Genomic DNA, 26,037 nt, shown 5'->3' on the forward strand with positions numbered 1-26,037 from the left:
GAAACTCGCCGCGGAGATCAGTGAAACTCGGTCTTTGCGAATTGCCGAAACAGGAACGCGGGCGCGATCCGGCTCATCCACTTGATCTGGCCTGATTGTCCCAGCAGCATCTCGGTCTGGTTGCGGCGCAACCCTTCAAGAATGTCGCGCACCAGGTCCGCAGGCTTCATCTTCTTGAAGTTGTTGGACTTCAGCGCCTTGGCCATGTCGGTATCCACGACGGGCGGCAGGGCTTCGAAAACGGTGATGCCATGGGGCTGCAACTGGTGGCGCAGGGTCTGCGCACAGTGATGGATCAGCGCCTTGGTGCCGGAATAGACCGGCGTTCCGGGTGATGCGACAAAGGCGATGCCCGACCCGATGAACAGAACCGCGGGCTGTGCGCTTTTCTCCAGCAGCGGCAAGGCGCGCCGCGTCAGGGTCAGCGGGGCCGTCGCGTTGATGGCGATCTCGTTCTCGATCTTTTGCAGCGTGTCGGGATCGTTCTTGAAATCATAGGCCAGGAAAATGCCCGCGTTGTTGATGAGCAGATCAAGCCGTCCATGCTGCGCCTGAATATCTGATAGGATCCGCTCCTGATCCTCTGCAACCGTCACATCCCCCGCGATCGCCTGCGCGCCGGTCAGATGCGCGGCCTCGGAAAGCCTACCCGCGTCGCGCCCGCAGATGATGACGGTGTTGCCGCGAGCCACAAACTGCCGAGTCAGCTCAAGGCCAATGCCCGAACCGCCGCCGGTGATAAGGATGATCTTCGATGTCAGGTCCAAGTCAGGGTCTCCTTGTGACAAGGTCATCATCTACTTAGGCGTGTTGGACAGTCCACTTCCACCGCTTGTGACTTGCAGATCGTGTCAATGACTTGCAGATCGGCTCAAGGACATTGCCGGATATGTCGCCAGCGTTTCTACTTCGTCCAGCGGAACCCCCGCGCGAAAGGCCACCCGATGCGCAGCCACGAGAGATCCCCGATCTATACATCCGCCATCCTGTCGGGCCCGATCTGCGGGATGCTGGGTATCAGATGGGAAGAGGTTCTGACCCGTGCGGGCATCATTGCGACCGAACGCAACGACCGGGCCTTTCTTGTTTCTGCCGAAGAATACCTGCGCCTATGGGCCGCGATCATGGACTTGTCAGGGCAGCAAGACGTCTCAAAGCTGCTTGGGCTACGGATGGCGGGCGGTCCTGCTATCCCGGTCCTGTTCGCGCTATCCACCGCGCCGGATTTTGAAACGGGTGTGATGCGGATGGCTAAATTCAAAAGCCTATTCGGGCCGATGCAATTCGTCCTGTCGCGCAGCGCGTCCGAGTTCACCGTGCGCGTCACACCGGACGTGGCCACAGCCCCCTTGCCTGGAACATTCATTAGCCCCCAGATCATCTATCTGCATGCGCAGGCCAATGCGCTGGCGCGTCATGCGATCCGCCCGCTGCGGGTGGTCCTGCCGCTGCCGCAGGACGAGCGTGAGCGTCTGGCAGATGTCTTCGGCCAGGTCCCCGAGCATGGCGACGCCATGTTGACCTATGCCCGCGCCGATGCGCGCATGACATTCATATCTGCAAACACCGAGCTTTGGGAGGCCACTGAGGCGGACCTTCAAGCCCAGGCGATGATTCAGTCCAAAGGCTTACCCCTGTCCGAAAGGGTTCGCGCAACGATGCTGGAGGCGTTCTCGATCACCGAACCCAACATCGCCCACGTTTGCGGTCGCCTGAAGTTGAGCCGGAGCACCCTCTTGCGGCGTCTGGCCGATGAGGGGGCGACTTTTCAGATGCTGCTGGACGAAACGCGAAAAGATCTTGCGATCCGATATTTGCTAAAAAGCGACATGAACAACCAGCAAATCGCGCACCTCGTGGGCTACCGTGATCCCAACGCGTTCCAGCGGGCCTTCCGGAAATGGACCGGAACGACTCCTCAAGCATTTCGCGCAGATATCACACAGTTAGACGCGTAAGCAGCCCAAGTTACTTTAGCGCTTCAGAAGTCCGCAGATGTATTCAATTCTCTGCGGCAGCGAATGTCGGCTATTCAAAATGTCGCCGCAGGACGCAATTGCTGTGTCGACTGTCCGCTATGGGCCGTTAGCGTTAGTGATAGATGATGTGAGATTAGTGCTGCACCAGCAAGTGTGCTGATCGTGTTCTCATCTGCGTGCCCAAACACTGTGTAGCAAAGACTGTGTTTCAAATATTATGTTGCCAACACTGTGTTCCAACTAACGACTCATAAACACTGTGTTCAACACAGTGTTCCAGCCCGCAAACGCGCGACAAGACTGTGCGATGAGTGTGCAACACATATTGTAAAAATGTGCGATGGCTAAGCTATTGATTTTATTTGTTTAAATGGTGCCCAGGGGCGGAATCGAACCACCGACACGAGGATTTTCAATCCACTGCTCTACCCCTGAGCTACCCGGGCACCGGGACGGAATATCCGTCGGGTAGCGCGCTTTTAGACGTGGCCTGCGCGGGTGTCCAGAGGGAAAGGCGGGCTTAATGCAGTTTCCCGTCACCGTCTTCGGCCAGGTCGGGGTCATCGTCCTCGGCGTCGTCCCGGCCGGCGGGTATTGCGTAGCTGCCGGTCAGCCATTTACCCAGATCGACATCGGCGCAGCGGCGCGAACAAAACGGGCGATAGGCCTTGTCGGTGGGCCGGTTACAGATCGGGCAGGCCATCACAGCCGCCTCAGCAGGTCCGCGGGCAACGGCAGCCGTTCGCGTTTGCGCTGCAGTTCGAACAGGCCCATGGGCGTCCAGCCGACCAGCGATGTCTCGACAGGGTCGTTCTTAAAGGCGGCGCGCAAAGATTGTTCAACCTGTTTGCGGTGCGTCTTGGACATCGACACGAAATCCACGCTGATCTGTCCACCTAAACCCCGGAGCCGCAGCGCGCGCGGTAAGGCGCGGGCAGCGGCGAGGTTGGCCTTCAGCGCCGCTGCAGGGGTCGTGTCGCTGCCTGTGTTCACATCCACGGCGACCAGCGCGCGGGTGGGTTCGACATACATCTGCCCTTCGCCCAGTGGCACCAGCGCCTGACCCAATGCCGCGATCTGTTCCAGCACCCCGTGGCTGGCAAAGCTGCCCGGTACGGTCACGATCTCGCTTGCGCCGGTCCAGTCGCGCCAGGCCAGCACATGCGGGCTGTCGCCTTCGGTCAGCGCCTCTGGGCTGTCACCGTCTGCATCGGCCAGCACCGCATCGGCAAGGTCCAGCATCGCTGTGATATCCTCGGCGATCTCGGTCGGATCGGCTGTTTCGCAAGATGACCGCAGGATCAGCCCGTGCTCTCCCTCATGCGCGGCATGCGCGATAGCCAGCAGATTATCGCGGATGTCCTCGTCGACAATCTGGCGCGAGATGTTCAGCCCCGGCTTGCCCGGTGTCACGATCGCATAGCGGCTTTTGAATAGCACGCGGTCGGTCACAGGGACGGCCTTGCTGCCTTCGGCATAGCCTGTGACCTGCACCAGCAGCGCCTGACCCTGCCGCAGCCCCTTGCCTGCGCGCAGAAAGGCGGTGTCGCCGTCGGGCAGGCGCAGCATCATGCCGCCTTGCCCCTTGATCGGCCGGTCGCAGATCGCGCGATAGATCGCACCGGGGCGCGGGGCGTCGGTCTGGTCGATCAGCAGATCGTCAAGCTTGCCATCGACAAGATATGCCGCGGCTTCAAGCCCGTTCACATGATCGAGGATGATGCTACGACCCTTCATAACGCGTCCTTGTATAATGAATAGCCGGCGGCGGTCAGCAGTCCGGCGGTTTCGGTCAGCGGCAGGCCCACGATGCCGGTATAAGACCCGTTGATCCACGGGATAAACGCCCCTGCAGGCCCCTGGATCGCATAGCCGCCCGCCTTGCCCTGCCAGTCACCGCTGGCCAGGTAGGCGTTCACTTCGGCATCGGATAATTGTTTGAACGCGACCGTGCTTTGTACATCGCGCAGCCATGTCCGCGTACCGCGCTTGACGGCCACAGCAGTGATGACCTTGTGCCGCCGGCCCGACAGCGCATAAAGAAACTCCGCCGCCTCGCCTGCATCACGTGGTTTGCCCATGATCCGCCGCCCAAGTGCGACGGTCGTATCGGCGCATAGCACAACGGTATCGTCATCGGCCACCATCGCGGCCAGCTTTTCCATGGCGATCCGTTTGACATAATCGCGCGGCAATTCGGCGCGGCGCACGTCTTCGTCGATGTCGGGCGGGCGCACAGCGTCCGGCACGACGCCAAGCTGCGCCAAAAGCTCCAGCCGCCGGGGCGAGCCAGAGCCGAGGATCAGTTTCAATCCGGTATCGGGGGGCAGGGTGGTCATGTCGCGCGGCGCAAAACGCCTGTCCGCAAAGGGCGAACCATCGGTATCGCCTTACTTGAAACGATAATTGATCCGACCCTTTGTCAGGTCATAGGGGGTCATTTCGACCTGCACCTTGTCGCCTGCCAGAACGCGGATGCGGTTCTTGCGCATCTTGCCTGCCGTATGCGCGATGATCTCATGGCCGTTTTCCAGCTCGACCCGAAATGTCGCGTTCGGCAGAAGTTCTTTCACGACACCTGGGAATTCGAGCAGTTCTTCCTTGGCCATGTGATCTCCTGTATATCTCGTCCGCTCTTTGCGAACCGCTGCTAAATGCGCCTGTCCGGTTCGTTTTTCAAGGGTAAATATGCATGTGCTGCGAATGGATCGCGTGTCACGCGGACGGATCATCCGTCGCAGGACCAAAGCGGGCGACCAACCGGTCATGAATCTGGTCGCGAGCTTGCCGGTACAATGCCAGAAGCGCCTCGCGGCTGTCACCCATGCCTGTGGGGTCAATGATCGGCCAGTATTCGACATCAAGATGAAAGAACTGCGTCAGATCTAATGCGCGGCGCTGGCTGGCGGGCGACAGCGCCAGCACCAGATCGAACGACGACAGGTCATCGCCCCATTGTTCCATCTCATCGAATGACCGCGACCGGTGGCGCGATACTTCGACCCCGATTTCGGCACAGACCGTGATGGCAAAACCGTCTATTTCCATATCGTTCTTGACGCCGACGGATTGGACATAACAGCGTTTGCCGTAAAGTTTCTTCATGATCCCTTCGGCCATCGGGGACCGAACGGAATTATGGTCGCAGCAAAACAACACCGATTGGGGCAGGGGGGCATAGGTGCCGGTATCGCCCACATCAGCCCCCAAAATGCAGCACACAGATCAGCGTGAACAGGCGGCGGGCGGTGTCGTTATCGACCACGGCCTTACCTTCGAGCCGTTCCTGCAATACCCGCGCGCCTTCGTTGTGGATGCCACGGCGGGCCATGTCGATGGTTTCGATCTGGCTGGGGGGGAGTGTTTTCACCGCATCAAAATAGCTGGCGCAGATCTGGAAATAATCCTTCACCACCTGCCGGAACGGCCCAAGCGATAGATGAAACGCGCCCGCAGGTGTTCCGTCCTCCAGTTGGATATCGAACACCAGCCGCTTTTCACGGATCGACAGGCCGAGCTTGAACGGCCCTTCCGGCACGGCGCGGTCGTCGCGCGGGGGCATGGCGAAACTGTTGTCTTCCAACAGGTCGAACATCGCGACCTTGCGTTCCTGGTCAATCTCGGGCGTGGGTGCGGGCAATCCGCTGTCATCAAGGATGATATTGACGATGCGCGTCATCTCAGCTCCCCCGGTTCAGCCGATCAAGCCGCGCGCGCACGCTCAGCCCATGGGCTTGCAGGCTTTCGGATTTGGCCAGCCGTTCGGCGGCGGGACCGATGGCGGCCAAAGCGTCGGGCGTCATGCGCGACAGGGTGGTGCGTTTGATAAAGTCCATCACGGATAATCCACTCGAAAAACGGGCCGACCGCGCGGTCGGCAAAACATGGTTTGGCCCGCCTATGTAATCGCCGATTGCCTCTGGTGTCCAACTGCCAATAAAGATCGCCCCCGCATGGGTGATCCGGCCTGCCAAAGCATCGGCATCCGCCGTGCAAAGTTCCAGATGTTCGGGTGCGATCCGGTCGGACAGCGCCACCGCCTCGTCCATATCCGCGACCGTGATGATTGCGCCAAAATCGCGCCAGCTGGCCCCCGCAATGGCGCGCCGTTCCAGCGTTTGCAGCCGGGCATCGACCGCCGCAGCCACCGCGCGCCCGAAATCGGCATCATCGGTGATCAACAGCGATTGCGCGCTTTCGTCATGTTCGGCCTGTGACAACAGATCAAGCGCGATCCAGTCGGGGTCATTGTCACGATCCGCGATGACAAGTATCTCCGACGGCCCTGCGATCATGTCGATCCCCACCTTGCCGAACACCCGCCGTTTGGCCGCCGCGACAAAGGCATTGCCCGGCCCTGTGATCTTGTCCACGGGCGGGATGGTCTGGGTGCCATAGGCCAGTGCTGCAATCGCCTGCGCGCCGCCGATGCGATAGATTTCGTCCACCCCCGCGATCTGTGCCGCCATCAGGACCAAAGGATTGGTCACACCGTCCGGCGTCGGCACCACGATGGCCAAGCGCGCAACCCCCGCGACCTTGGCCGGAATAGCGTTCATCAGCACCGAAGACGGATAGCTGGCCAGCCCGCCCGGCACATAAAGCCCCGCCGCCGACACTGGCGTCCAGCGCCAGCCGAGCGTGGCGCCTGTGTCATCGGTCCAGCTGGCATCGTCAGGCATCTGGCGGCTGTGATAGGCGCGGATGCGCGCGGCGGCGAGTTCCAGCGCGGCACGGTCCTCGTCAGACACCAGCGCGCATTCGGCGGCGATTTCTGCGGGGGTAAAGCGCAACGTGTCCGGCGTCAGGTCAAGCCGGTCAAAGCGCGATGTCAGGTCAATGACCGCCTGATCGCCGCGCGCGCGCACATCGGCGATAATTTCGGCCACGATATGATCCACATCCGGGCTGTCTTCGCGTTTCGCTCCCAAAAGGGCGATAAAGCGGGCCTCGAAATCAGGGTCGGTCGTGGACAGGAACTGCGGCATTGATGTCTCCTTCGTGACAGGGGACATAGCGGGGACGGTGCGCCGCTTCAATGGTATCAGTCAGGGTATCAGTCGGGATGCGTGGGTGCCTTGCCTGACGGTGCTGCATAGGGTTGGGTCACATCGCGCAGCACGGCTTCCAATGCCTCGACATTCAAGGCAATCGCGCCATCACCCGCAAGCATCAGTTCGACCCGTCCCGCGCCATCGGCGGTCGGCACAAAACTGATCGACAACAGCGAACAGACAAGATCGCTGTCGGCCTTGTCGATGCCCTGGCTTTGCACGGCCATCACATCCTCGAACGCCAGCACCGATTGCACGCGTTCGGGCTGCTGACGCCCGTTTTCCCAGCGAAAGCGGTTGATCAACAGGGCAAAGCGGCGCGCCTTGCGGTCCCAGCGCATTTCCGACACCGGAAACACAGCATCCTGCGTGATAGCGGCGATCACTGCCAGATCATCGGCATCCATCGCGCGCAGGCGCAAAGGCTTGTCCGCCCCGTCGCGGAAACTGGCGTCCTGCGTCATGCTGAGACCCGTTCGATATTGGCCCCGACGGCGCGCAGCTTTTCCTCGACATGTTCGTATCCGCGATCAAGGTGATAGACGCGACTGACCAGCGTCTCACCTTCTGCCGCCAGCCCCGCAAGGATCAGCGACACCGAGGCGCGCAGATCGGTCGCCATGACAGGCGCGCCTTTCAGGCGGTCCACACCCTGCACTGTGGCGGTCCCGCCCTGCACGTCGATCTTGGCCCCCATGCGGATCAGTTCGGGGGCGTGCATGAAACGGTTTTCGAAAATCTTTTCTTCCAGCACCGATGTCCCCTGCGCAGTGCAAAGCATCGCCATCATCTGCGCCTGCAAATCCGTCGGAAAGCCGGGGAACACGGCCGTCGTGACATTGACAGCCTTTGCGCGGCTGCCGTTGCGTTTCACCAAGATCCCGTCAGGCGTTTCCGAGACATCCACACCGGCCTCGGCCAGCTTTTCGGCGAAAGACGCGACCAGATCCATCCGTCCACCCAGACATTCCACCGCGCCGCCTGCAAAAACAGGGGCCAGCATATAGGTGCCAAGCTCGATCCGGTCGGTCACGACAGGATGGGTCGCAGCGCCCAGCCGGTCCACGCCCTGAATAGTGATCGTGCTGGTGCCTTCACCCTCGATCTGCGCACCCATGCGGCGCAGGCATTGGGCGAGATCGACGATTTCCGGCTCGCGCGCAGCGTTTTCGATGATCGTCGTGCCTTTGGCCAATGTGGCGGCCATCAGCACGTTTTCGGTGGCGCCCACGCTGGCAAACCGCAGTGCGACCCGCGCGCCTTTCAGCCCGCCCTTGGCGGTCGCATGCAGATAGCCGTCCTTCAACTCGATCGTGGCCCCCATGGTTTCAAGTGCTGTGACATGAATATCCATCGGCCGCGCGCCAATCGCGCAACCGCCCGGCAAGGAGACAATGGCTTGATGATGCCGGGCCAACAGCGGACCAAGCACAAGGTTGGACGCGCGCATCTTGCGCACGATTTCATAATCCGCGCGGGTCGAGGTCATGGCATGCGACGACAGCACCTGCACCTTGCCGTTCTGCATCGACGTGACCTCGACGCCCAAGGATTGCAGCAGTGCTGTCATCGTTTTGATATCCGACAGGCGCGGCGCGTTGGTCAGGGTCAGCGGCTCCTCTGACAGCAGGGTCGCGGGCATCAGCGCCAGCGCCGCGTTCTTGGCACCGGCGATCTGGATCTTGCCGTTGAGTGCCGCACCGCCCTTGACCAAAATGGAATCCATGCTGCCTAGTCTTTCTTTTGTTTGTCTGCACCCGCATCGCGGGCGCGCGCCTGTGCCTTGCGCTTGGCCATATTGGCCTTAAGCGCGGCTTTCAACCTTTCTTCGCGCGTTGCGGCGGGTTTGGCAGGCTGTGGCTTGCTGTCTTTGCTGTCCATGGCACCCTGTTAGCAAGACCCGCAAAAACCGTCCAGAGAGGGCTTGCACGCGCAGGCGAATGTCGGTAATCCCCGCCTCACGGATGCTGTGGTAGCTCAGTGGCAGAGCACACCCTTGGTAAGGGTGAGGTCGAGAGTTCAATCCTCTCTCACAGCACCATCTTTATGGTTTGATATCGCTATATTGCGCTTTGCAGTCTGATGACGTTTCATTGGACACCAAGTCGGCAGATATAGGTTCAACTTGCTTGCGACCGGCATCATCCTGCCCAGGATGTGTCTTGTGGCAGGAACCGCAAATCAAAACTCTGACTGGATCGTGATGCCCGCTGACAGGCTGTCGCGGGTGAAACGAGTGACATTGCTGTCGGTATTACTGCCGGTGATATTTAGAACCGGGGTGAACCCGGCATAGCTGACAGCGGGAAAACCGATCGTGGCGCCATAAAACAAAGTGGTGTCTTGGCGACCACCCGCGACAGCGAAAGGGCCGATGCTGTAGTCGGGAAAATCGGCCTTTGACGCCCCGCCGCTGATGCTGAGCGACAGTGGGCCAATCGGGTCTGCCCGGGTATAGCTGATCTGCGCCGTCCATTCGGTGGATGTGTAATTCGCATTGCCGCCTGCGGCATCGGCATAGCTGATGCTGGCATTGATCTGGTCGCGGTTTTGCAACCCATAACCATAGGCGGCACCAAAGGTCGTACGCACCACATCGCTGATCAGGGCCTGATCATAGGATGTCCAGCTGCGCCCTGCCATGACGCTGATGTCGGACCTGTCGCCAAGCGGCAGCCGCCGGTCGATATCGAACTGCCAGACATCGAATTTCTGCACCTCGGTTTGCAATGTCACATTGTCCAGATCGCGGTAATCGACCACCGCATAGGACAGCTGCGCCCCGATGCTGCCGATGCCCAAGGCGCGGTCATGGCGCAGGTTGAAGGTGATTTTATCGGTTGCCAGCGCCTCGTCCGGCACGTTGACAGCCTCGGTGATCCGGATGCGCGCGCCTTGATATTGGGTCCCGATCAGGATGCGGCTGGTCGGGCTTTCCTGCAGCCGGTAAGTCGCCCCAAGACCCAGCGCACCCCGCCACCCCGCCAGCGCCTGTGCATCATCTGACAGCGAGCCTGTCGGCGTGCCCGGTGCAGCGGCGACACCGCCCGCAGCCCCGCCGTTCACGTTAGAAGACGGCACCAGCGATGCCGATAGATCAAAGGACCACGGGTTCAGGCGGCGGATAACGCTGCCATCGGCCCTGGTCTGGGCGCGTTCTGCGTCATTGGGGGCCACGATCAGCGCACGGCGCAGCCAATAGGTCGCAAGGATGAACCTGTCTTCTTCGGCGGCGGCCAATGCTGTCAGGCGCGCGGCCTCATAGCGGTGTTCATCGGTCTGTGACAGGGCAAAGGCCCGCGCACCCGCCCTGCGGCCAGTGGCGGTGTCGCCTTGCTGCGGGGCGGCGGCGGCAACAAGGATCCATGCCGCGCGGTCATCGGGCTCCTGCGCCAGCACCGCACGCGCAAGATCGAGCGCCAAGGCGCTGTCGCCCGCAAAAAGCGCCTGTCTGGCAAGATCGCGGGCCTCCTGCAGGGATAGATCGATCGAAGTTTGCGCGCTGATCGCCGATCCGGTCACGCAAACCGCCAGCACAAGGCCCGTCAGTTTCCGTGTGATGAAAGTCACCACTGGCTCGGATAACGCCTGCCCGTGGCGCAACCACAGATGCATCATCTTTCGCAACCGTTCCGGACACCGGCAGGTGCGACCGCAAGGGCCGCCGCGTAAAACATTATACTCATACTATCTAACGTCTAAAAAACTCTATCCTTGGATAGGATATCTTGCCCCGCTTCGGGTCTGTCAACACGCCTCCAGTGCCGTCTGCGTCGTTTTCACGCCGCAAGAGGTTTTGCCACCACATGGCTTTGCCTATACTGCGGGCAGACTCATCCCCCAGACCGGAGACCGCAATGCCCATCACCCCCGACCAGCAGGCCGAAATCGATACTTTGCGCGCCCAACCGCAACCGACCCTGCGCGCGACAGCCCCGGGGATGGAGGCGCATCTTTACAATGCCTATGACGTGCTGGACCACGGGTTCATCCGCGTGATCGATTATATGGGCGATGACGCCGCGATCTGTCAGGCGGCGCGGGTCAGCTATGGCCGCGGCACCAAATCGGTGCAGAACGACGAAGGTCTGATCCGCTATCTGATGCGGCACTGGCATTCGACCCCGTTCGAGATGTGCGAGATCAAGCTACATGTCAAACTGCCCGTCTTTGTCGCGCGGCAATGGATCCGGCACCGGACAGCCAACGTGAACGAATATTCCGCGCGCTATTCGATCCTTGACCGCGAATTTTATATCCCCGCGCCGGAACATCTGGCTGCGCAATCGGTGATCAACAACCAGGGCCGCGGTGAGGCCTTGTCAGGGGATGAGGCCGCGCGCGTGCTGGCCTATCTGAAAGACGACGCCGCGCGCTGTTACGACCATTACGCCGAGATGATCAGCGACGAGGGCCAGCAGGGGCTGGCGCGCGAACTGGCGCGGATGAACCTGCCCGCCAATATCTATACCCAATGGTACTGGAAGGTTGATCTGCACAACCTGTTCCACTTCCTGCGCCTGCGCGCCGACAGCCACGCGCAATACGAGATCCGCGTCTATGCCGAAGAAATCTGCAAGGTCGTCGCCGATTGGGTGCCCGCCGCCTATGGCGCCTTCGAGGATTACCGGATGGGCGGGGCCACACTCTCCGGCAAGGCGATTGACTGCGTGAAACGTATGCTGAAAGGGGAAGAGGTGACGCAGGATACCTCCGGCATGAGCAAGGGCGAATGGCGGGAGTTTATGGGAGTGATTGGGTGAGTTAGGGTCAGGACTCATAACCAGAATATGACGGTTGCGGCGAGAGCGATTGCCGATAGGAAGACCTTGGGGCAACGATCATAGCGGTTTGAGACGCGTCTCCAATCTTTGAGCCTGCCGAACATGCGCTCGATGCGGTTCCGGCGTTTGTAGCGACGCTTGTCGTATCTGACGACCTTGTTGCGTGACTTTCGACCTGGGATGCAGGGACGAGTCCCTCTGTCTGCTAAGGCTTCCCGGAACCAATCTGCATCATAACCCCGATCCGCCAATAGCCATTCAGCATCCGGTAGACTGCTGAGCAAAGCCATGGCACCGGTATAATCGCTGACCTGACCAGCCGTGATGAAGAAACGGATTGGGCGGCCGCTGGTGTCAGTGACAGCATGCAATTTTGTGTTCATGCCGCCCTTTGTCTCACCGATTAGGCGTCCACGCCCCCCTTTTTAAGCCGCAGGCTTGAGGCCGTGCGGTGTGCTTTGAGGTAAGTCGCGTCGATCGAGATGGTCTTATTGTCGGGTGCCTCCGCTGCCAAGCCTGTCATTATCCGAGCGAATACACCTGCATCGCTCCAACGTTTCCAGCGATTATAAAGCGTCTTGGGTGGCCCATACGCAACGGGCGCATCACACCAGCGTAACCCATTGCGATTGATGAAGATAATGCCGCTCAAAACATGCCTGTCATCGACGCGCGGCTTACCTCGGCTCTTTGGGAAATACGACCGTAGCCGCACCATCTGATCTTCTGTCAGCCAGTAAAGATTGCTCATCGTACCCCCAAATCATTGGTGGTCGTGAATCATGACGACAAACCAGCATCAAGGCATTTAATGGGTCCTGACCCTAGTCACCGTAGTTCGTACTTTATACCGACCCACCCGCGCTCTCACTCCCCATCCGGCGCTGGCGGGGTGAACCCCGCCCTACGGGTGAAGGAGGAGAGGGGCCAATCCTGCGGGTTATCGACCAGCCCGTGTTTGACGGGGTTGATCCGGCAATATTCCATATGCGCCGCGAAGTCGGCATCGTCGCGGATGTGGTGTTCCCAGAACCGTTTTTGCCAAATGGGGGCTTCGGCCCGTAGGTCGGGGTTCTCCCCGACCCGTACACGGCCCGCAATGACGCCGTGAGGATTGAAGGGGTGGGGTGTCGGGGTGAACCCCGACCTACGGACCGCCTGCGAAAACCGCCCCTTGATCGCGCCCATCCGGGTGGAATAATCCGCATCCCCTGCGGGCAGGGTCCAGATGCAATGCATGTGATCCGGCAGCACGACCCAAGCGTCCACACGAAACGGCCGTTCCGCCCGCGTGCGCATCACTGCCCACCGCAGCGCAGCGACCTCGCGCACCAGCAGGTCGCTCGTGCGGTCCGCCAGAGCGACGGTGAAGAACAATGTTGCACCGGGCAGGCGGGGGCGGCGATAACAGGACATGCGGCGCAATATCGCGCGGCATGGTTAACAAACTGGAAGCGCGATGATCCTTTACGGCCTGCCCACATGTTCGGATTGCAAGGCAGCGCTCCGGGCGCTTGACGATCAGGGCGTGACCTTGCGCGACATCCGCGCCGACCCGTTGAGCGCCGCTGACTGGGCGCCGCTGATCGCGGAATTCGGTGACAATCTGATCGACCGCAAATCGCAGGCTTACCGCAACCTTAACGCTTGGCTGCGGGAATCAGAAACAGATGCGCAGCTGGACGCCCAGCCCGCCCTGATGGCCCGCCCCATCATCACGGATGGCACCCGCTGGACGCTAGGTTGGGACGCCACCGCACAGGCGGTCTGGCTGGGTTAATCGGCCTTGGCCAGATTGCCGGCCATCTTGCGCCCGTCGCGCCCTTCGACCAGATCAAAGGTGATTTTCTGGTTGTCCGCCAACCCCGTCATCCCCGATTGTTCCACCGCCGAGATATGAACAAAGATGTCGTTGCCGCCATCATCGGGGGCGATAAAGCCGAACCCCTTGGTCGTGTTGAACCATTTCACTGTGCCGCTTGGCATGTCGTCCTCTCCTTTTGTCGCCAGCACCCGGGCTCCGCGACAAGCGGTCTTCCCTTTGCCTTGTAATCCCAAGACTCCGGTGTTTTATAAAAAACGCAATTGACACGACGTCGCAGCCAAACAGGAGTTGACAATGCGGTTCTTCGGACTGAAATCCTGCGATACCTGCCGCAAGGCGCTGGCCGCGCTGCATGCGCAAGGCATCACGCCGCAGGTGATCGATGTGCGCGCGGACGGGCTGGATGCCGATGACATTCAGGCCATCGTTGCGGCCTTTGGCGATACTGCGATCAACCGCGCCTCGACCACATGGCGCGGCTTGTCCGAGGACGCCCGCGCGCAAGACACAGCCGCCCTGCTGGCCGCCTATCCGACGCTGATGAAACGCCCTGTGATCGCCACCGACGGCGGCTGGACCATCGGCTGGAAACCGGACGTGCAGGCGAAGTACTTGCGCGCCTGATTAGACCAGATCAGGCGGCGTGGCGCGCAGTCTCAGTTCCGCCACGATCTCGTCCATCGTCACCACGCGGGTCTGGTTTTCGCCCAGCTGACGTGCTGTTGCGGTGCGTTCCTCGACCTCGCGCGCACCGACGGCGAGGATTACAGGCACCTTGCCGACCGAATGTTCGCGCACCTTGTAATTGATCTTTTCGTTGCGGGTGTCAGCCTCGGCCCGGACACCGGCAGCGGTCAGTGCCGCCACCAGGTCGCGCGCGTAAACATCGGCGTCCGACACGATGGTCGCCACCACCACCTGACGCGGGGCCAGCCAGAACGGCAGCTTGCCGGCATGTTCTTCGATCAGGATACCGATGAAACGCTCGAAACTGCCCAAGGTCGCGCGGTGCAGCATGACGGGCCGGTGCTTTTCGCCATCCGTCCCGATATATTCCGCATCCAGCCGTTCGGGCAGGTTGGCATCCACCTGCAAGGTGCCGCATTGCCAGTTCCGGCCAATCGCATCTGTCAGCGTGAATTCCAGCTTTGGCCCGTAAAACGCGCCTTCCCCTTCCAACAATTCGAAATCGTAACCGGCCGCGCGGCAGGCATCGCCCAAGGCCTTTTCCATCATATCCCATGTCGCATCGGACCCGATCCGTTGTTCGGGGCGGGTGGACAGTTTGATGGTCCAGTCGTTGAATCCCAGATCGGCATAGACCCGCGACAAAAACGCGATGAAACGCGCTGTTTCCGGTTCGATCTGGTCTTCGCGGCAGAAAATATGCCCGTCATCCTGCGTAAAGCCGCGCACCCGCATGATGCCATGCAGCGCACCAGATGGTTCATAGCGCGCACAAGACCCGAATTCGGCCATCCGCAACGGCAGGTCGCGGTAGGATTTCAGACCTTGGTTGAAAATCTGCACATGGCAGGGGCAGTTCATCGGTTTCAGGGCGTTGACCGCTTTTTCGCGGGCATGTTCCTCGTCCACTTCGACGATGAACATGTTTTCCTGATACTTGTCCCAATGGCCGGATTTTTCCCACAGCTTGCGGTCCACGACCTGGGGTGTGTTCACCTCGACATAGCCGCCCGCGCGCTGGCGGCGGCGCATGTAATCCTGCAATTCGGTATAGATCGTCCAACCATCGGGGTGCCAGAACACCTGACCGGGGGCTTCTTCCTGCATGTGAAACAGGTTCATTTCGCGGCCCAGCTTGCGGTGGTCGCGCTTGGCGGCTTCTTCCAGACGGTGCAGGTGGTCTTTCAGCGCGTCTTTATTGGTAAAGGCCGTCCCGTAGATGCGTTGCAGCATCGGACGGGTGCTGTCGCCGCGCCAATAGGCACCGGCGATGCTCATCAGTTTGAACGCATCGGCGGGTACCTGGCCGGTGTTCTGCAAATGCGGGCCACGGCACAGATCCTGCCAGTCGCCATGCCAATACATGCGCAAAGGTTCATTGCCGGGGATGCTGTCGATCAGTTCGACCTTATAAGGCTCGCCCCGGTCGGTGTAATATTGCACGGCGCGGGCGCGGTCCCAGATCTCGGTGCGGACATCATCGCGTTTGTTGATGATCTCCTTCATCTTTTTCTCGATCAAGCCAAGGTCTTCGGGGGTGAAAGGTTCCTTGCGGTCGAAATCGTAATACCAGCCGTCCTTGATCACGGGGCCGATTGTCACCTGCGTGTCGGGCCAGATGTCCTGTACCGCGCGGGCCATGATATGGGCCAGATCGTGGCGGACGAGTTCCAATGCTGGCGCTTCGTCCTTCATCGTGTTGATGGCGATCTGCGCGTCTGCTTGAATGGGCCATTGCAGGTCCCAATGCGCGCCGTTCACGGTGGCGGAAATCGCCTTTTTGCGCAGCGATGGGGAAATGTCGCTGGCAACGTCACCGGCGGTTACGCCTGCGTCATACTGGCGGCTGTTGCCATCGGGAAATGTCAGGGAAATCTGTGCCATCGGCAAGCTCCTCGTCGGTTTGGCGCCCACGGAACGCCCGGTTGCGGGTTATGTATGCGGCCTAGATGCCGCCGCATCGCCGGATCGTCAAGCCGATTGAATCCGCTGCATGATTTGTATGCACAGATATACGTTGACTGCGACGCCTTGCGCAGTAAAACCGACATCAGTTTCCGATACGAAACACGCGCAAAGGGGTGGATCATGCCAAGCTACAACCGCACATTCGATCTGAGCATCGCCGATGTCGATCTGATCGAAGAGGCTCTGCGCGCGCGCGGACGGGAATTGTCACGGATGCGCCTTGCCCTGACCGAGGAAAACCCCGCCCATCTGGAATCGATCCGCGTGATCGAACAAGACCAGCGCATGGGCGAGGAATTGCTGGGCCGGTTGCATGATCAGAAAATCTTTTACCGTCCGCGCAAAGCGGTCTATGTCGGCGGCTAACAGCCCGCCAGTCGCGGTGCCATGACCTGAAAGGCCCCGCCATGCCCGATTATCTGATCACGCCCGCGGGGCGCAAGATTGCCTATCATCTGACGGATGGCATGGGGCCGGCGGTGGTGTTTCTTGGCGGGTTCAAATCCGACATGGGCGGCACCAAGGCTGTGTTTCTGGAAGACTGGGCGCGCCGGCAGGGCAGGGCGTTTTTGCGCTTCGACTATTCCGGCCACGGCGACAGCAGCGGTGCATTCACCGACGGGGCGATTGGCGATTGGTATCACGATGCGCAGGCCGCCATCGGGCTGGTCGCGGGGCCTGTGGTGCTGGTCGGGTCCAGCATGGGGGGCTGGATTTCCCTGCTTTTGGCGCGCAGCCAGCCTGACCGTGTGGCGGGTCTTGTCACCATCGCCGCCGCGCCCGATTTCACCGAAGACAGCATGTGGGCGGGCGCAACCGAGGCGCAGCGCGCCGCGCTGATGACGGACGGACAGATCGCATTGCCGTCAGAGTATGGCGACCCCTATATCATCACCCGCCGCCTGATCGAGGACGGGCGCGACTATCTGGTCCTGCGCGCGCCACTGCAGCTGCCGTTCCCCGTGCGGTTCCTGCAAGGGACAGCGGACAAGGATGTGGATATGGCCGTGGCGCAGCGCCTGCTGGATCACGCACAGGGGCCTGACATGCGGCTGACGCTGGTTGACGGGGCTGATCACCGGTTTTCCGACGACGCCTGCCTTGCCTTGATCGCGGACAGTATCACAGATGTGATCGCGCGGGCTGAGCGCTGACAGCGATCCTGCGCCGATGCCACTTGTGATGCGGGGGCAGGCAGGCCAAAAGGGCCCAGCAAAAACAACCACAGATAGCCACAATGCCGCATGATCCGATCGTCCTTGTCCCCCCGATGCTGTGCGATCTGGGGGTTTTCGGGCCGCAGATGCTGGATCTGGCCAAGGATCACGCGGTGATGTTCGCCCCCACGACCCAAGGTGAACGGATGGAAGAAATCGCCTCCCAGATCCTGACTTGGGCGCCTGCGAAATTCGCGCTGGCGGGGATGGGGATGGGCGGGATGGTTGCGCTTGAACTCCTGCGCCGTGCGCCGCAGCGTGTGACGCGGATCGCGCTGATCGCCACCAGCGCGCAGGCCGAAACGCCAGAGACCGCCGCCGCGCGCGAACCCCATATCATCGCGGCCAAAGGCGGCGGGCGCTGGCACGAGGTTGTGCAGCACGAAATCAATTCAACATGGATGGCCCCCACGACCGACCGCGTCGCATTGGTCCGGCATCTGCGCCAGATGGCCGAGGCGCTGGGCCCTGCCGTCTATGTCAGCCAGTCGCGCGCGATGCAGCGGCGCAAGGACCAGCAATCGACGCTCAGCCAGATCAAACAGCCCGCGATGGTGATTTGCGGGCAGCATGATGGGCAATATCCGGTCAAGCGGCAGCAATTCATGGCCGAACTGATCCCCTATGCCACGCTAGAGGTGATTGAGGATGCCGGATACATGCCTACGCTCGAAGCGCCGGATCAGGTGACGGCGGCGCTGCGGCGCTGGATGACAGCGCCGCTGATGCTGCGGCTCTAGATTAGGCGGCGGCGTTTTTATTGGCGGGTTTCGCCGTATCGCCTGAATTGGCGTCGATGAAAGCCAGCACCAGGGGGCGGATATTCTGCCGCCAGCTGCGCCCTGCGAAAATCCCGTAATGTCCGGCGCCCGGCTCCAGATGCGCGGCTTTCTTGCTATCGGGCAGGCCGGTCAGCAGGGGCAATGCGGCAAGGCACTGGCCGGGGGCGGAAATATCATCATTTTCGCCTTCGACAATATTGACCGCAACGGTCGTGATCTTGCCAAGGTCAACCAGTTTACCATTGACGGTAAAGCTGTTCAGCGCGATTTCGCGGTTCTTGAAGATACGTTCCACCGTGGACAGGTAAAATTCTGCCGTCATGTCCATGACCGCCAGATATTCGTCATAAAACATGTTATGCTTGTCGTGTTCAGTGGCTTCGCCCTTGGCGGACTTGATGATCTGGTCGCGGAACGCGTCAGTATGCGTTTCCATGTTCATTGAGATGAAAGACGCCAGCTGCAACAGGCCGGGATAAACCGTCCGGCCAACGCCCGCATATTTGAAACCAACGCGCTGGATCATCGTCTGTTCCAGCTGGCCCATGGTGACGGACCGGCCAAAATCGGTGACTTCGGTCGGGTTCGCATCGGGATCGACAGGACCACCGATCAGCGTCAATGATCTTGGCTGCGCCTTGGGGTCCTCGGCGGCCAGATAGGCGGTGGCGGCCAGCGCCAAAGGCACAGGCTGGCACACGGCGATCACATGGGTGTCGGGGCCAAGCTCGCGCAGGAAATCGACCAGATAAAGCGTGTAATCCTCGACATCGAACTTGCCCGCGCTGACGGGGATGTCGCGCGCATTGTGCCAATCGGTGATATAAACATCTGCATCAGGCAAAAGGCTGATCACGGTCTTGCGCAGCAGGGTCGCGTAATGGCCCGACATCGGAGCAACAACCAGCACGCGCCGTTTGCTGGCCTTGCGACCGGGTGTGGTGAAATGGATCAAATCGCCAAACGGGCGTTCCAGCACACGTTTGATAACGACCGGGTGGTCCTTGCCCTTGTCATCGGAAATCGCCGGGATGTTCCAGTCGGGTTTGACCACCATCCGCGCAAATGTCCGTTCCGTGACCTCACCCCACGCCTTGAGCCAGTCCATGCCCGGGTTTGTGCCCCATGACATCATCGGATATGATGCGTATGCGCGTGCGCTGGCCCCCAGCCACTGATAGGTATTGCGCGTGCTTTCCATCAGGTCATAGGTCATCATATACTTCATAGAAAGCTCCGATCGGTCAGGCACATATGCTGCAGTTGCAGCATACGCATAGGTGGATGAATATGACAACAAACGATTTAGACCCGGTCACTGAAACGGGCGCCGGTGTTGCCAAACTGGAAGCCAACCTTGCCCGTGTCGAAGAATTGACCCAGCGTCTGCTCAAGGTGATGGGGCAGTCGCGCAAGGTCGCGCCATCCTTGCAGGGGCCAAGCCAGGAACTTTATGTCAAGGCGGCCAGCGCCTATATGGCCGAGATGATGCAGAACCCCGCCAAGCTGATCGAACATCAGCTGGCATTCTGGGGCAAGTCGGTGAAACATTATGTCGAGGCCCAGCATCTGTTGGCCCAAGGCAAGCTGACCCCGCCGACCGATGAAACCCCCAAGGATCGCCGTTTCAGCCACGAGCTTTGGGACACCAACCCCTATTTCAACTTTATCAAGCAGCAATACCTGATGAATGCCGCCGCCGTGCAACAGGCGGTCGAAGACATCGACAACCTGGACGCGGATGAAAAAAAGCGCCTGCGCTATTTCAGCCAGCAGATGGTCGATATGATCAGCCCCACCAATTTCCTGCCCACCAACCCCGAGGCGCTGGCGCTGGCCGCCGAGACCGAAGGCGAAAGCCTTGTCGCGGGGCTTGAAAACATGATCGCCGACCTTGAGGCGAATGATGGTGATCTGGTCGTTACCTTGGCTGATAAAAAGGCGTTCAAACTGGGTGAAAATCTGGCGACCACGCCGGGTTCTGTCGTGTTTCGCAACCACCTGTTCGAGCTGATCCAATATGCGCCCAGCACCGAAACGGTCCATGAAATCCCGCTGCTGATCTTTCCGCCATGGATCAACAAATTCTATATTCTGGACCTGAAACCACAAAACAGCCTGATCAAATGGGCTGTCGATCAGGGCTATACCGTGTTCGTCGTGTCCTGGGTCAACCCCGATGCGTCCTATGCCGACACATCGATGTCCGATTACGTCGAGGACGGATATCTGACCGCTATCGCCGAGGCCAAGAAAATCTGTGGCGTCAAAAAGATCAACGCCGTGGGCTATTGCATCGCGGGGACGACGCTTTCGCTGACGCTGGCGCTGATGAAACAGCGAAAGGATACGTCGGTCAACACCGCGACCCTGTTCACCACGCTGACCGATTTTTCCGACCGGGGCGAGGTGGGCGTGTTCCTTGACGATGATTTCGTTGACGGGATCGAGGCGGAAGTGGCGCAGAACGGCATCCTTGATTCCTTTTTCATGTCGCGGACCTTTTCCTATCTGCGGTCCAACGACCTGATCTATGGCCCCGCGATCAAAAGCTATATGCTGGGCAAGGCACCCCCCGCCTTTGATCTGCTGTTCTGGAACGGTGATGGTACCAATCTGCCCGCGAAAATGTCGGTCGAATATCTGCGCGGCCTGTGTCAGGGCGACCGTTTCGCCACCGACGGTTTCGAGATTTGTGGCACCATGGTTCATCTCAAAGACGTGACCGTCCCGCTCTGCGCGATTGCCTGCGAGACGGATCACATTGCCGCGTGGAAAAGCAGTTACGCTGGCGTGCAAAAGATGGGGTCGAAGGACAAGACCTTTATCCTGTCGGAATCCGGTCATATCGCGGGGATCATCAACCCCCCCAGCAAGAACAAATACGGCCATTACACCAACCCCGAACTGGGATTGACGGCGGATGATTGGCGCCTGTCCGCAGTGCGCCATGACGGGTCATGGTGGCCGCGCTGGGATGCGTGGTTGGCGCCAAAATCGGGCAAATCGGTGCCTGCCCGCACGCCGGGGGGGGCCGATCACCCGGTTCTGGCCCCTGCACCCGGCACGTATGTTTCCGCTAAGTAAGCCTGAACAAAGCACTTTTCCGCTTTACAAAAAATTCATGCTGCAGTGCAGAAAAAATACTTGAAATGCTGCACTGCAGCATGCATATTGGTGTCATATGAAAACAGCGGATGCTGATCCGCAGATACAAAGGATTACTCCAATGGCTAAGACCCAAGATTTCACCGGCGTGTTCAAAGACATGATGGGCGCGTTCCCCGTCGATACCAAGGCAATGGAAGACACATTCAAGAACCAGACCGCTCTGGCCGAGAAAATGTCGTCTGTCGCGATTGATGCGGCGCACAAGTCGACCGAATTGTCCGCAAAATGGGCACAGGACACGCTGACCAAGCTGCAGTCGATGGCATCCGCCAAAACCGAACCTACCGACTACGCCAAGGCAATGACCGATTTCGCATCGGCGTCTGCTGAATCCGCAGCCGAGCATATGGCCGCTTTCGCCGAGATCGCGAAAAAGGTGCAGACACAGACGATGGAACTGGTTCTGGCCGCTGGCAAGGACATGTCCGAAGAAATGACCGCCGCTGCCAAGAAAGCGACGAACGAAGTCACCGCCGCTGCGAAAAAAGCGACCGCAGCGAAATAAGTATTACGAACGACCCCACCTCTCCCTTGGGGATTGTTCCGAAAACGGCCCGCATCACGCGGGCCGTTTTTCGTTCGAGGTAACGCTTTCCTTTCTTGTGGACGCAGCCTAGGCTTATTTTTAATGAAACATGTCCAAGGGGAGGGCGCGTCTTGGCTGACACCAATAAACCACTGCTTATCAAGCGCTACGCAAGCCGGCGTCTCTATAACACGGAAACCAGCGATTACGTCACGCTGGAAGACATCGCGCTGTTCATCCGTGAAGGCCGCGAGGTGCAGATCGTCGATCTGAAATCCGGCGACGACCTGACACGGCAATATCTTCTGCAGATCATCGCAGAACACGAAAGCCGCGGCGAAAGCGTGCTGCCCGTCGATGTGCTGACCGATCTGGTGCGCAGCTATACCACACAGGCCGCATCGGTCGTGCCGCAATTCCTGGCCGCCAGTTTCGAGATGCTGCGCGATGGCCAGTCCAAGGCGATGGAAAACATGACCAAGGCCAATCCAATGACCGCGATGCCGGGCTTTGACGCGATGCGCGCCCAGCAGGCGGCTTTTTTCAAGGCGATGACGGGCGGTCTGGTTGGTGGCAACACCGCGCCTGCCAAGGATGGCGATGATCTGGACGACATCAAGACACAGCTGGCCGCGTTGCAGGAAAAGCTGGCCAAGATGGGCAAATAGGGGTCAGACCCCCAGTCGGTCGCGCAGCGCGTACCATGTCATTGCCAGCGTCAGCAGCGGCGCCCGCAACGCGCGACCACCCGGAAAGCTGGGCACATTCAGCCCCGCAAGCGTATCGAAACGGCCTGCTTGGCCCGCCACAGCCTCGGCCATGATCTTGCCCGCAAGCCCCGACAGCGCCACGCCATGCCCCGAAAATCCCGCGCCTGACAGCACATTGGGGGCCACCCGCTGGATCGCGGGCAGGCGGGTCATGGTGATACCCAGCGTCCCGCCCCAAACATAATCGACCTTCACGCCGTCAAGCTGCGGAAACAGGGTCGTCATCCGCTGGATCAGCGCCGTGCTGATGTCGCGCGGAAAGCCGATGGAATAGCTTTCGCGCCCGCCGAACAGGAACCGATTATCCTCGGACATGCGATAGTAATTCACGACGAACTTGCTGTCCGCCACCGCGATATCGCGTGCCAGCACATCGCGCGCGCGGTCGCCCAAAGGTTCGGTCGCGCAGATGAACGAATTGATCGGCATCACCTTGGCCGCCACCGCGCGGTTGATATTGGGCATATAGCCATTGCCCGCCATGATGACATGGCGCGCGCGCACGCGGCCTTGGCCGGTCTGCACCACCGCCGGATCGCCCATGGCAAGGCCGGTGACTTCGGAGCGGTCATAGATCCGCGCGCCGGCCGCCTCGGCCAGCCGCGCCAGCCCCAAGGCATAGCGCAAAGGGTGCAGATGGCCGGCCCCCATATCAAGCAATCCACCCTGATATAGCGGCGATTTCACCAGATCGCGCATCGCATCGGGGTGCAGTTTCTCGATCTGGTCATAGCCATAGCTTTGCGCCAGATAATCGGCATCGGCGTCGTAATCGCGTGCTTCGGTAGCGGAATAATAGCCATGCGCGACGCCGGGCTTGTATTGCGCCTCGGGGATGTGGTCTGCGCAAATCCGGCGTACATCGGCCTTGGCCTCTTCGGCCAGCGCCCAAAGGGCTGTGGCATTGCCCGCACCCAGTTTGCGTGCAAGGCTTTGTTGGCTCGCGTTATAGCCGGTGCCAACCTGCCCGCCGTTGCGCCCGGACGCGCCAAACCCCGCGCGATGCGCATCCAGCACAACGACATCCAGCCCCTTTTGCGCCAGATGCCATGCCGCCGACAAGCCGGTATAGCCCGCACCGATCACGCAGACATCAGCCACGGTTTCACCGAACAGGGCAGGGCGTTCGGGTGGCAGGTCGGTGCTTGCGACATACCAGCTTTTCGGCATCTGGCCGGGGCGGTCGTTGCGGTACAGCGGGTTCATACGTTCAACAACAGATGTTCGCGTTCCCACGGGCTGATCACCTGCAGGAATTCCTTGTATTCCAGCCGCTTGACGATGGAATAGACCCGCGCGAAATCCTCGCCCAGAACGGCGCGAAGCTCCTTGGCCTCGTCGAACAGGTCCAAAGCGTCGGACAAAGACCCCGCAATCTCGGATTCAGATTCGTAGGCTTCACCGACCCAGCGTTTATCGGGCCGGATTTCGTTCTTCAGCCCCAGATAGCCGCAGGCAAGCGACGCGGCGATGCACAGATAGGGGTTGCAATCCATGCCCGGCAGGCGGTTTTCGATGCGCCGCGCGGCGGGGTCCGAAATCGGGATGCGGATACCCGTGGTGCGGTTGTCGCGGCCCCATTCAAGGTTCACGGGGGCGGCGGAATCCGGCACATAGCGGCGATAGCTGTTCACATAGGGCGCGATCACCGCGATGGCGCTGGGCATATGTTCCTGCAACCCGCCGATAAAATGGAAAAACGCATCGGTTTCCCCGCCGCCCGGTCCGGTAAAGATATTGCGCCCTTTCGCATCAATAACCGAATGATGCACATGCATCGCCGACCCCGGTTCACCTTCGATGGGTTTGGCCATGAAGGTCGCAAAACAATCGTGTTTCAGCGCAGCCTCGCGGATCAGGCGTTTGAAGAAAAATACCTCATCCGCCAGCTTGATCGGGTCGCCATGGCGCAGGTTGATTTCCAGCTGGCCAGCGCCGCCTTCCTGCGCGATGCCGTCAATCTCGAACCCCTGGATTTCGGCATATTCATAGATGTCGTCGATGACAGGGCCGTAATCGTCCACCGCTGTCATCGAATAGGCCTGCCGTCCGGCGGCGGGGCGTCCGGTGCGGCCCATCATCGGTTCAATCGCCTTGGCGGGGTCGATGTTGCGCCCGACCAGATAGAATTCCATTTCTGGCGCGACAACAGGGGTCCAGCCTTCGGCCTTGTACAGATCGACCACACGGCGCAGCACGTTGCGCGGCGAAAAGGCGACAGGCTTGCCTTTCTGGTCATAGGCGTCGTGGATCACCTGCAAGGTGCCATCCGCAGCCCAAGGGGCGGCGGTCGCTGTGGACAGATCTGGTTTCAGGATCATGTCGGGTTCCAGAAATCCGTCAGGGCCGGATGCTTCGCCCCAGTCACCGGTGATGGTCTGGAAAAAGATCGAATTGGGCAGGTGGAAATGCGTCTGCTTTTCCCATTTGCCCGCAGGCACAGCCTTGCCGCGGGCAATGCCGGGCAGGTCGGCAATCACGCATTCCACCTCGTCCAGCCGGTTGGCTTCAAGATAGGCGGTGGCGGCGGCGGGGATTTTCGTTGTCCAGCTCATGCCAGTTCTCTTTCCTTGAAAAATCGCGCGATCTGGGTGGCAAGCCGGCCATTATCGACGGGTTTGTCCAGATCGTTGCGCACCTGTGCGAGCTGCGCATCGGGGACATTGCCGGGGCCGCGATAAGTAACCAGCCCGTCGATGACCTGTTTGTCGAATTCGGGATGCGGCTGCACGGTAAAAATCCGGTTGCCATAGACCAGTGCGGCATTGGCGCAAAAATCGTTGCTGCCGACGACTGTGGCATCCTTCGGCCGGACCACGACCTGATCCTGATGCCATGCGTTCAGCGCAAAGTCATCGCCATTGATCTGATAGCGTTGTCGCCCCACCGACCAGCCGCCATCGAATTTTGTGACCGTACCACCCAGCGCCTGCGCGATGATCTGGTGACCAAAGCAGACCCCGACCAGCGGAATATCAGCGGCATAGATGTCGCGGATCATCGCCTCTAGCGGGGGAATGAACGGGTGATCCTCATAGGCGCCATGTTTGGACCCGGTAATCAGCCAGCCGTCGCAATCGGTGATTGCAGCCGGAAAGTTCATGTCGACGACGTTGTAGACGGTGAATTCAAACCCGTGACCGCCCAGCAGACCTTGGAACAAATCGCTGAAATCACCAGTGGTCGGGCGCAATTCGTCCGGCGCGTGCCCTGTTTGCAGGATGCCGATTTTCATGTTTTCACCATGTGTTGGGTTTCAACGCCAAACTACCCT

At 60.1% G+C, this 26,037-nt stretch carries 30 protein-coding genes and 2 tRNA genes; 11 read left to right on the plus strand and 21 right to left on the minus strand.

Annotation, left to right across the window (positions count from 1 at the left end; all coding sequences use genetic code 11):
- Positions 1 to 17 precede the first annotated feature (17 nt).
- Positions 18 to 767, minus strand: coding sequence for an SDR family oxidoreductase (locus ACPF9B_RS02835; RefSeq protein WP_424179109.1), 750 nt, complete (start codon positions 765 to 767; stop codon positions 18 to 20).
- 177 nt (positions 768 to 944) lie between these two features.
- On the opposite strand from ACPF9B_RS02835, the gene ACPF9B_RS02840 reads away from it, so the two are divergent.
- Positions 945 to 1,958, plus strand: coding sequence for a helix-turn-helix domain-containing protein (locus ACPF9B_RS02840; RefSeq protein WP_424179112.1), 1,014 nt, complete (start codon positions 945 to 947; stop codon positions 1,956 to 1,958).
- Between the two features lie 392 nt (positions 1,959 to 2,350).
- Here the strand turns inward: ACPF9B_RS02840 and ACPF9B_RS02845 are convergent.
- The 11 genes from ACPF9B_RS02845 to ACPF9B_RS02895 all read right to left on the minus strand — a co-directional run bounded on the left by ACPF9B_RS02845 (position 2,351) and on the right by ACPF9B_RS02895 (position 8,914).
- Positions 2,351 to 2,425 (minus strand) — tRNA-Phe (locus ACPF9B_RS02845).
- Between the two features lie 74 nt (positions 2,426 to 2,499).
- On the minus strand, positions 2,500 to 2,682 hold the full coding sequence (locus tag ACPF9B_RS02850) for a DNA gyrase inhibitor YacG (RefSeq protein ID WP_007205489.1): 183 nt from the start codon (positions 2,680 to 2,682) through the stop codon (positions 2,500 to 2,502).
- Positions 2,682 to 3,716, minus strand: coding sequence for a ribonuclease E/G (locus ACPF9B_RS02855; protein ID WP_007205488.1), 1,035 nt, complete (start codon positions 3,714 to 3,716; stop codon positions 2,682 to 2,684). The genes ACPF9B_RS02850 and ACPF9B_RS02855 overlap by 1 nt, the downstream gene beginning before the upstream one ends.
- Positions 3,713 to 4,318, minus strand: a complete 606-nt coding sequence (locus ACPF9B_RS02860) for a Maf family protein (RefSeq protein ID WP_007205487.1) — start codon at positions 4,316 to 4,318, stop codon at positions 3,713 to 3,715. The genes ACPF9B_RS02855 and ACPF9B_RS02860 overlap by 4 nt, the downstream gene beginning before the upstream one ends.
- 51 nt (positions 4,319 to 4,369) lie before the next feature.
- Positions 4,370 to 4,588, minus strand: coding sequence for a translation initiation factor IF-1 (gene infA, locus ACPF9B_RS02865; RefSeq protein WP_007205486.1), 219 nt, complete (start codon positions 4,586 to 4,588; stop codon positions 4,370 to 4,372).
- A gap of 106 nt (positions 4,589 to 4,694) precedes the next feature.
- Positions 4,695 to 5,099 carry a low molecular weight phosphatase family protein gene (locus ACPF9B_RS02870; RefSeq protein WP_424179118.1) on the minus strand — a complete coding sequence of 135 codons (405 nt, stop codon included), beginning with the start codon at positions 5,097 to 5,099 and terminating at the stop codon, positions 4,695 to 4,697.
- A 79-nt stretch (positions 5,100 to 5,178) separates the two neighbouring features.
- Complete coding sequence (locus ACPF9B_RS02875; protein ID WP_007205484.1) at positions 5,179 to 5,658, minus strand: UPF0262 family protein; 480 nt, start codon at positions 5,656 to 5,658, stop codon at positions 5,179 to 5,181.
- A 1-nt stretch (position 5,659) separates the two neighbouring features.
- Positions 5,660 to 6,967: a histidinol dehydrogenase gene (hisD, locus tag ACPF9B_RS02880; protein WP_424179120.1), complete on the minus strand. Its 1,308-nt coding sequence runs from the start codon at positions 6,965 to 6,967 to the stop codon at positions 5,660 to 5,662.
- A 68-nt stretch (positions 6,968 to 7,035) separates the two neighbouring features.
- Entirely contained in the window at positions 7,036 to 7,497 is a 462-nt protein-coding gene (locus ACPF9B_RS02885; RefSeq protein ID WP_007205482.1) for a DUF2948 family protein, read from the minus strand.
- Positions 7,494 to 8,759: a UDP-N-acetylglucosamine 1-carboxyvinyltransferase gene (murA, locus tag ACPF9B_RS02890; RefSeq protein WP_007205481.1), complete on the minus strand. Its 1,266-nt coding sequence runs from the start codon at positions 8,757 to 8,759 to the stop codon at positions 7,494 to 7,496. Before murA ends, ACPF9B_RS02885 begins: the two co-directional genes overlap by 4 nt.
- A gap of 5 nt (positions 8,760 to 8,764) precedes the next feature.
- A complete protein-coding gene (locus ACPF9B_RS02895; protein WP_007205480.1) occupies positions 8,765 to 8,914 on the minus strand; it encodes a hypothetical protein in 150 nt (49 codons plus the stop codon).
- 85 nt (positions 8,915 to 8,999) lie between these two features.
- Here ACPF9B_RS02895 and ACPF9B_RS02900 point away from each other — a divergent pair.
- Positions 9,000 to 9,074: transfer RNA gene (locus tag ACPF9B_RS02900), tRNA-Thr, on the plus strand.
- Positions 9,075 to 9,214: 140 nt separating this feature from the next.
- On the opposite strand, the gene ACPF9B_RS02905 is transcribed toward ACPF9B_RS02900, so the two are convergent.
- A complete protein-coding gene (locus ACPF9B_RS02905; protein WP_424179122.1) occupies positions 9,215 to 10,651 on the minus strand; it encodes a hypothetical protein in 1,437 nt (478 codons plus the stop codon).
- Positions 10,652 to 10,890: 239 nt separating this feature from the next.
- On the opposite strand from ACPF9B_RS02905, the gene thyX reads away from it, so the two are divergent.
- Positions 10,891 to 11,796, plus strand: coding sequence for an FAD-dependent thymidylate synthase (gene thyX / locus ACPF9B_RS02910; RefSeq protein ID WP_424179124.1), 906 nt, complete (start codon positions 10,891 to 10,893; stop codon positions 11,794 to 11,796).
- Positions 11,797 to 11,810: 14 nt separating this feature from the next.
- On the opposite strand, the gene ACPF9B_RS02915 is transcribed toward thyX, so the two are convergent.
- Positions 11,811 to 12,568 (minus strand): IS5 family transposase gene (locus ACPF9B_RS02915; RefSeq protein WP_424178364.1). Its coding sequence is split into 2 segments (ribosomal slippage): positions 11,811 to 12,244 and positions 12,244 to 12,568, totalling 759 coding nucleotides; the frame shifts between segments, so codons are not numbered across the junction.
- A gap of 116 nt (positions 12,569 to 12,684) precedes the next feature.
- A complete protein-coding gene (locus ACPF9B_RS02920) occupies positions 12,685 to 13,233 on the minus strand; it encodes an REP-associated tyrosine transposase (protein WP_424179126.1) in 549 nt (182 codons plus the stop codon).
- A 43-nt stretch (positions 13,234 to 13,276) separates the two neighbouring features.
- On the opposite strand from ACPF9B_RS02920, the gene ACPF9B_RS02925 reads away from it, so the two are divergent.
- Positions 13,277 to 13,597 (plus strand): arsenate reductase family protein, encoded by a 321-nt coding sequence (locus ACPF9B_RS02925; RefSeq protein WP_424179128.1) that lies wholly within the window; start codon positions 13,277 to 13,279, stop codon positions 13,595 to 13,597.
- On the opposite strand, the gene ACPF9B_RS02930 is transcribed toward ACPF9B_RS02925, so the two are convergent.
- A complete protein-coding gene (locus ACPF9B_RS02930) occupies positions 13,594 to 13,803 on the minus strand; it encodes a cold-shock protein (RefSeq protein ID WP_007205475.1) in 210 nt (69 codons plus the stop codon). The genes ACPF9B_RS02925 and ACPF9B_RS02930 overlap by 4 nt on opposite strands.
- A 133-nt stretch (positions 13,804 to 13,936) precedes the next feature.
- Between ACPF9B_RS02930 and ACPF9B_RS02935 the strand changes: the two genes are divergently transcribed.
- Complete coding sequence (locus ACPF9B_RS02935; protein ID WP_213394262.1) at positions 13,937 to 14,266, plus strand: arsenate reductase family protein; 330 nt, start codon at positions 13,937 to 13,939, stop codon at positions 14,264 to 14,266.
- Here the strand turns inward: ACPF9B_RS02935 and thrS are convergent, their stop codons facing one another.
- A complete protein-coding gene (thrS, locus tag ACPF9B_RS02940) occupies positions 14,267 to 16,213 on the minus strand; it encodes a threonine--tRNA ligase (protein ID WP_424179131.1) in 1,947 nt (648 codons plus the stop codon).
- 204 nt (positions 16,214 to 16,417) lie between these two features.
- Here thrS and ACPF9B_RS02945 point away from each other — a divergent pair, with 204 nt between their 5' ends.
- From ACPF9B_RS02945 to ACPF9B_RS02955, 3 genes are all read left to right on the plus strand, one after another.
- Positions 16,418 to 16,663: a hypothetical protein gene (locus ACPF9B_RS02945; RefSeq protein ID WP_424179133.1), complete on the plus strand. Its 246-nt coding sequence runs from the start codon at positions 16,418 to 16,420 to the stop codon at positions 16,661 to 16,663.
- 41 nt (positions 16,664 to 16,704) lie between these two features.
- A complete protein-coding gene (locus ACPF9B_RS02950; protein ID WP_424179135.1) occupies positions 16,705 to 17,451 on the plus strand; it encodes an alpha/beta hydrolase in 747 nt (248 codons plus the stop codon).
- Positions 17,452 to 17,534: 83 nt separating this feature from the next.
- A complete protein-coding gene (locus tag ACPF9B_RS02955) occupies positions 17,535 to 18,254 on the plus strand; it encodes an alpha/beta fold hydrolase (protein WP_007205470.1) in 720 nt (239 codons plus the stop codon).
- A 1-nt stretch (position 18,255) separates the two neighbouring features.
- Here ACPF9B_RS02955 and phaZ read toward each other — a convergent pair whose 3' ends face one another.
- On the minus strand, positions 18,256 to 19,524 hold the full coding sequence (gene phaZ, locus ACPF9B_RS02960; protein WP_007205469.1) for a polyhydroxyalkanoate depolymerase: 1,269 nt from the start codon (positions 19,522 to 19,524) through the stop codon (positions 18,256 to 18,258).
- Between the two features lie 62 nt (positions 19,525 to 19,586).
- On the opposite strand from phaZ, the gene ACPF9B_RS02965 reads away from it, so the two are divergent.
- The 3 genes from ACPF9B_RS02965 to phaR all read left to right on the plus strand — a co-directional run bounded on the left by ACPF9B_RS02965 (position 19,587) and on the right by phaR (position 22,661).
- Entirely contained in the window at positions 19,587 to 21,383 is a 1,797-nt protein-coding gene (locus tag ACPF9B_RS02965; protein WP_424179138.1) for a PHA/PHB synthase family protein, read from the plus strand.
- A 142-nt stretch (positions 21,384 to 21,525) separates the two neighbouring features.
- Positions 21,526 to 21,972 (plus strand): phasin family protein, encoded by a 447-nt coding sequence (locus tag ACPF9B_RS02970; protein WP_007205467.1) that lies wholly within the window; start codon positions 21,526 to 21,528, stop codon positions 21,970 to 21,972.
- A 152-nt stretch (positions 21,973 to 22,124) separates the two neighbouring features.
- Entirely contained in the window at positions 22,125 to 22,661 is a 537-nt protein-coding gene (gene phaR / locus ACPF9B_RS02975; protein ID WP_007205466.1) for a polyhydroxyalkanoate synthesis repressor PhaR, read from the plus strand.
- Positions 22,662 to 22,664: 3 nt separating this feature from the next.
- On the opposite strand, the gene ACPF9B_RS02980 is transcribed toward phaR, so the two are convergent.
- From ACPF9B_RS02980 to ACPF9B_RS02990, 3 genes are read right to left on the minus strand one after another with little or no spacing between them, the layout of a single operon-like run.
- Positions 22,665 to 23,969, minus strand: coding sequence for an NAD(P)/FAD-dependent oxidoreductase (locus ACPF9B_RS02980; protein ID WP_007205465.1), 1,305 nt, complete (start codon positions 23,967 to 23,969; stop codon positions 22,665 to 22,667).
- Entirely contained in the window at positions 23,966 to 25,318 is a 1,353-nt protein-coding gene (locus ACPF9B_RS02985; protein WP_213394253.1) for a glutamine synthetase family protein, read from the minus strand. Before ACPF9B_RS02985 ends, ACPF9B_RS02980 begins: the two co-directional genes overlap by 4 nt.
- On the minus strand, positions 25,315 to 25,998 hold the full coding sequence (locus ACPF9B_RS02990; protein ID WP_424179141.1) for a type 1 glutamine amidotransferase: 684 nt from the start codon (positions 25,996 to 25,998) through the stop codon (positions 25,315 to 25,317). Before ACPF9B_RS02990 ends, ACPF9B_RS02985 begins: the two co-directional genes overlap by 4 nt.
- Positions 25,999 to 26,037 lie beyond the last annotated feature (39 nt).

The organism is Yoonia sp. TsM2_T14_4 (assembly GCF_049602355.1).
Classification (GTDB): Bacteria; Pseudomonadota; Alphaproteobacteria; order Rhodobacterales; family Rhodobacteraceae; genus Yoonia; species Yoonia vestfoldensis_A.

Excerpts from the sequence above, each read along its gene's own strand:
- ACPF9B_RS02840 (WP_424179112.1), top strand. The coding sequence starts at position 945 with ATGCGCAGCCACGAGAGATCCCCGATCTATACATCCGCCATCCTGTCG.
- ACPF9B_RS02850 (WP_007205489.1), bottom strand. The coding sequence starts at position 2,682 with ATGGCCTGCCCGATCTGTAACCGGCCCACCGACAAGGCCTATCGCCCG.
- ACPF9B_RS02855 (WP_007205488.1), bottom strand. The coding sequence starts at position 3,716 with ATGAAGGGTCGTAGCATCATCCTCGATCATGTGAACGGGCTTGAAGCC.
- ACPF9B_RS02860 (WP_007205487.1), bottom strand. The coding sequence starts at position 4,318 with ATGACCACCCTGCCCCCCGATACCGGATTGAAACTGATCCTCGGCTCT.
- infA (WP_007205486.1), bottom strand. The coding sequence starts at position 4,588 with ATGGCCAAGGAAGAACTGCTCGAATTCCCAGGTGTCGTGAAAGAACTT.
- ACPF9B_RS02870 (WP_424179118.1), bottom strand. The coding sequence starts at position 5,099 with ATGGCCGAAGGGATCATGAAGAAACTTTACGGCAAACGCTGTTATGTC.
- ACPF9B_RS02875 (WP_007205484.1), bottom strand. The coding sequence starts at position 5,658 with ATGACGCGCATCGTCAATATCATCCTTGATGACAGCGGATTGCCCGCA.
- hisD (WP_424179120.1), bottom strand. The coding sequence starts at position 6,967 with ATGCCGCAGTTCCTGTCCACGACCGACCCTGATTTCGAGGCCCGCTTT.
- ACPF9B_RS02885 (WP_007205482.1), bottom strand. The coding sequence starts at position 7,497 with ATGACGCAGGACGCCAGTTTCCGCGACGGGGCGGACAAGCCTTTGCGC.
- murA (WP_007205481.1), bottom strand. The coding sequence starts at position 8,759 with ATGGATTCCATTTTGGTCAAGGGCGGTGCGGCACTCAACGGCAAGATC.
- ACPF9B_RS02895 (WP_007205480.1), bottom strand. The coding sequence starts at position 8,914 with ATGGACAGCAAAGACAGCAAGCCACAGCCTGCCAAACCCGCCGCAACG.
- ACPF9B_RS02905 (WP_424179122.1), bottom strand. The coding sequence starts at position 10,651 with ATGATGCATCTGTGGTTGCGCCACGGGCAGGCGTTATCCGAGCCAGTG.
- thyX (WP_424179124.1), top strand. The coding sequence starts at position 10,891 with ATGCCCATCACCCCCGACCAGCAGGCCGAAATCGATACTTTGCGCGCC.
- ACPF9B_RS02920 (WP_424179126.1), bottom strand. The coding sequence starts at position 13,233 with ATGTCCTGTTATCGCCGCCCCCGCCTGCCCGGTGCAACATTGTTCTTC.
- ACPF9B_RS02925 (WP_424179128.1), top strand. The coding sequence starts at position 13,277 with ATGATCCTTTACGGCCTGCCCACATGTTCGGATTGCAAGGCAGCGCTC.
- ACPF9B_RS02930 (WP_007205475.1), bottom strand. The coding sequence starts at position 13,803 with ATGCCAAGCGGCACAGTGAAATGGTTCAACACGACCAAGGGGTTCGGC.
- ACPF9B_RS02935 (WP_213394262.1), top strand. The coding sequence starts at position 13,937 with ATGCGGTTCTTCGGACTGAAATCCTGCGATACCTGCCGCAAGGCGCTG.
- thrS (WP_424179131.1), bottom strand. The coding sequence starts at position 16,213 with ATGGCACAGATTTCCCTGACATTTCCCGATGGCAACAGCCGCCAGTAT.
- ACPF9B_RS02945 (WP_424179133.1), top strand. The coding sequence starts at position 16,418 with ATGCCAAGCTACAACCGCACATTCGATCTGAGCATCGCCGATGTCGAT.
- ACPF9B_RS02950 (WP_424179135.1), top strand. The coding sequence starts at position 16,705 with ATGCCCGATTATCTGATCACGCCCGCGGGGCGCAAGATTGCCTATCAT.
- ACPF9B_RS02955 (WP_007205470.1), top strand. The coding sequence starts at position 17,535 with ATGCCGCATGATCCGATCGTCCTTGTCCCCCCGATGCTGTGCGATCTG.
- phaZ (WP_007205469.1), bottom strand. The coding sequence starts at position 19,524 with ATGAAGTATATGATGACCTATGACCTGATGGAAAGCACGCGCAATACC.
- ACPF9B_RS02965 (WP_424179138.1), top strand. The coding sequence starts at position 19,587 with ATGACAACAAACGATTTAGACCCGGTCACTGAAACGGGCGCCGGTGTT.
- ACPF9B_RS02970 (WP_007205467.1), top strand. The coding sequence starts at position 21,526 with ATGGCTAAGACCCAAGATTTCACCGGCGTGTTCAAAGACATGATGGGC.
- ACPF9B_RS02980 (WP_007205465.1), bottom strand. The coding sequence starts at position 23,969 with ATGAACCCGCTGTACCGCAACGACCGCCCCGGCCAGATGCCGAAAAGC.
- ACPF9B_RS02985 (WP_213394253.1), bottom strand. The coding sequence starts at position 25,318 with ATGAGCTGGACAACGAAAATCCCCGCCGCCGCCACCGCCTATCTTGAA.
- ACPF9B_RS02990 (WP_424179141.1), bottom strand. The coding sequence starts at position 25,998 with ATGAAAATCGGCATCCTGCAAACAGGGCACGCGCCGGACGAATTGCGC.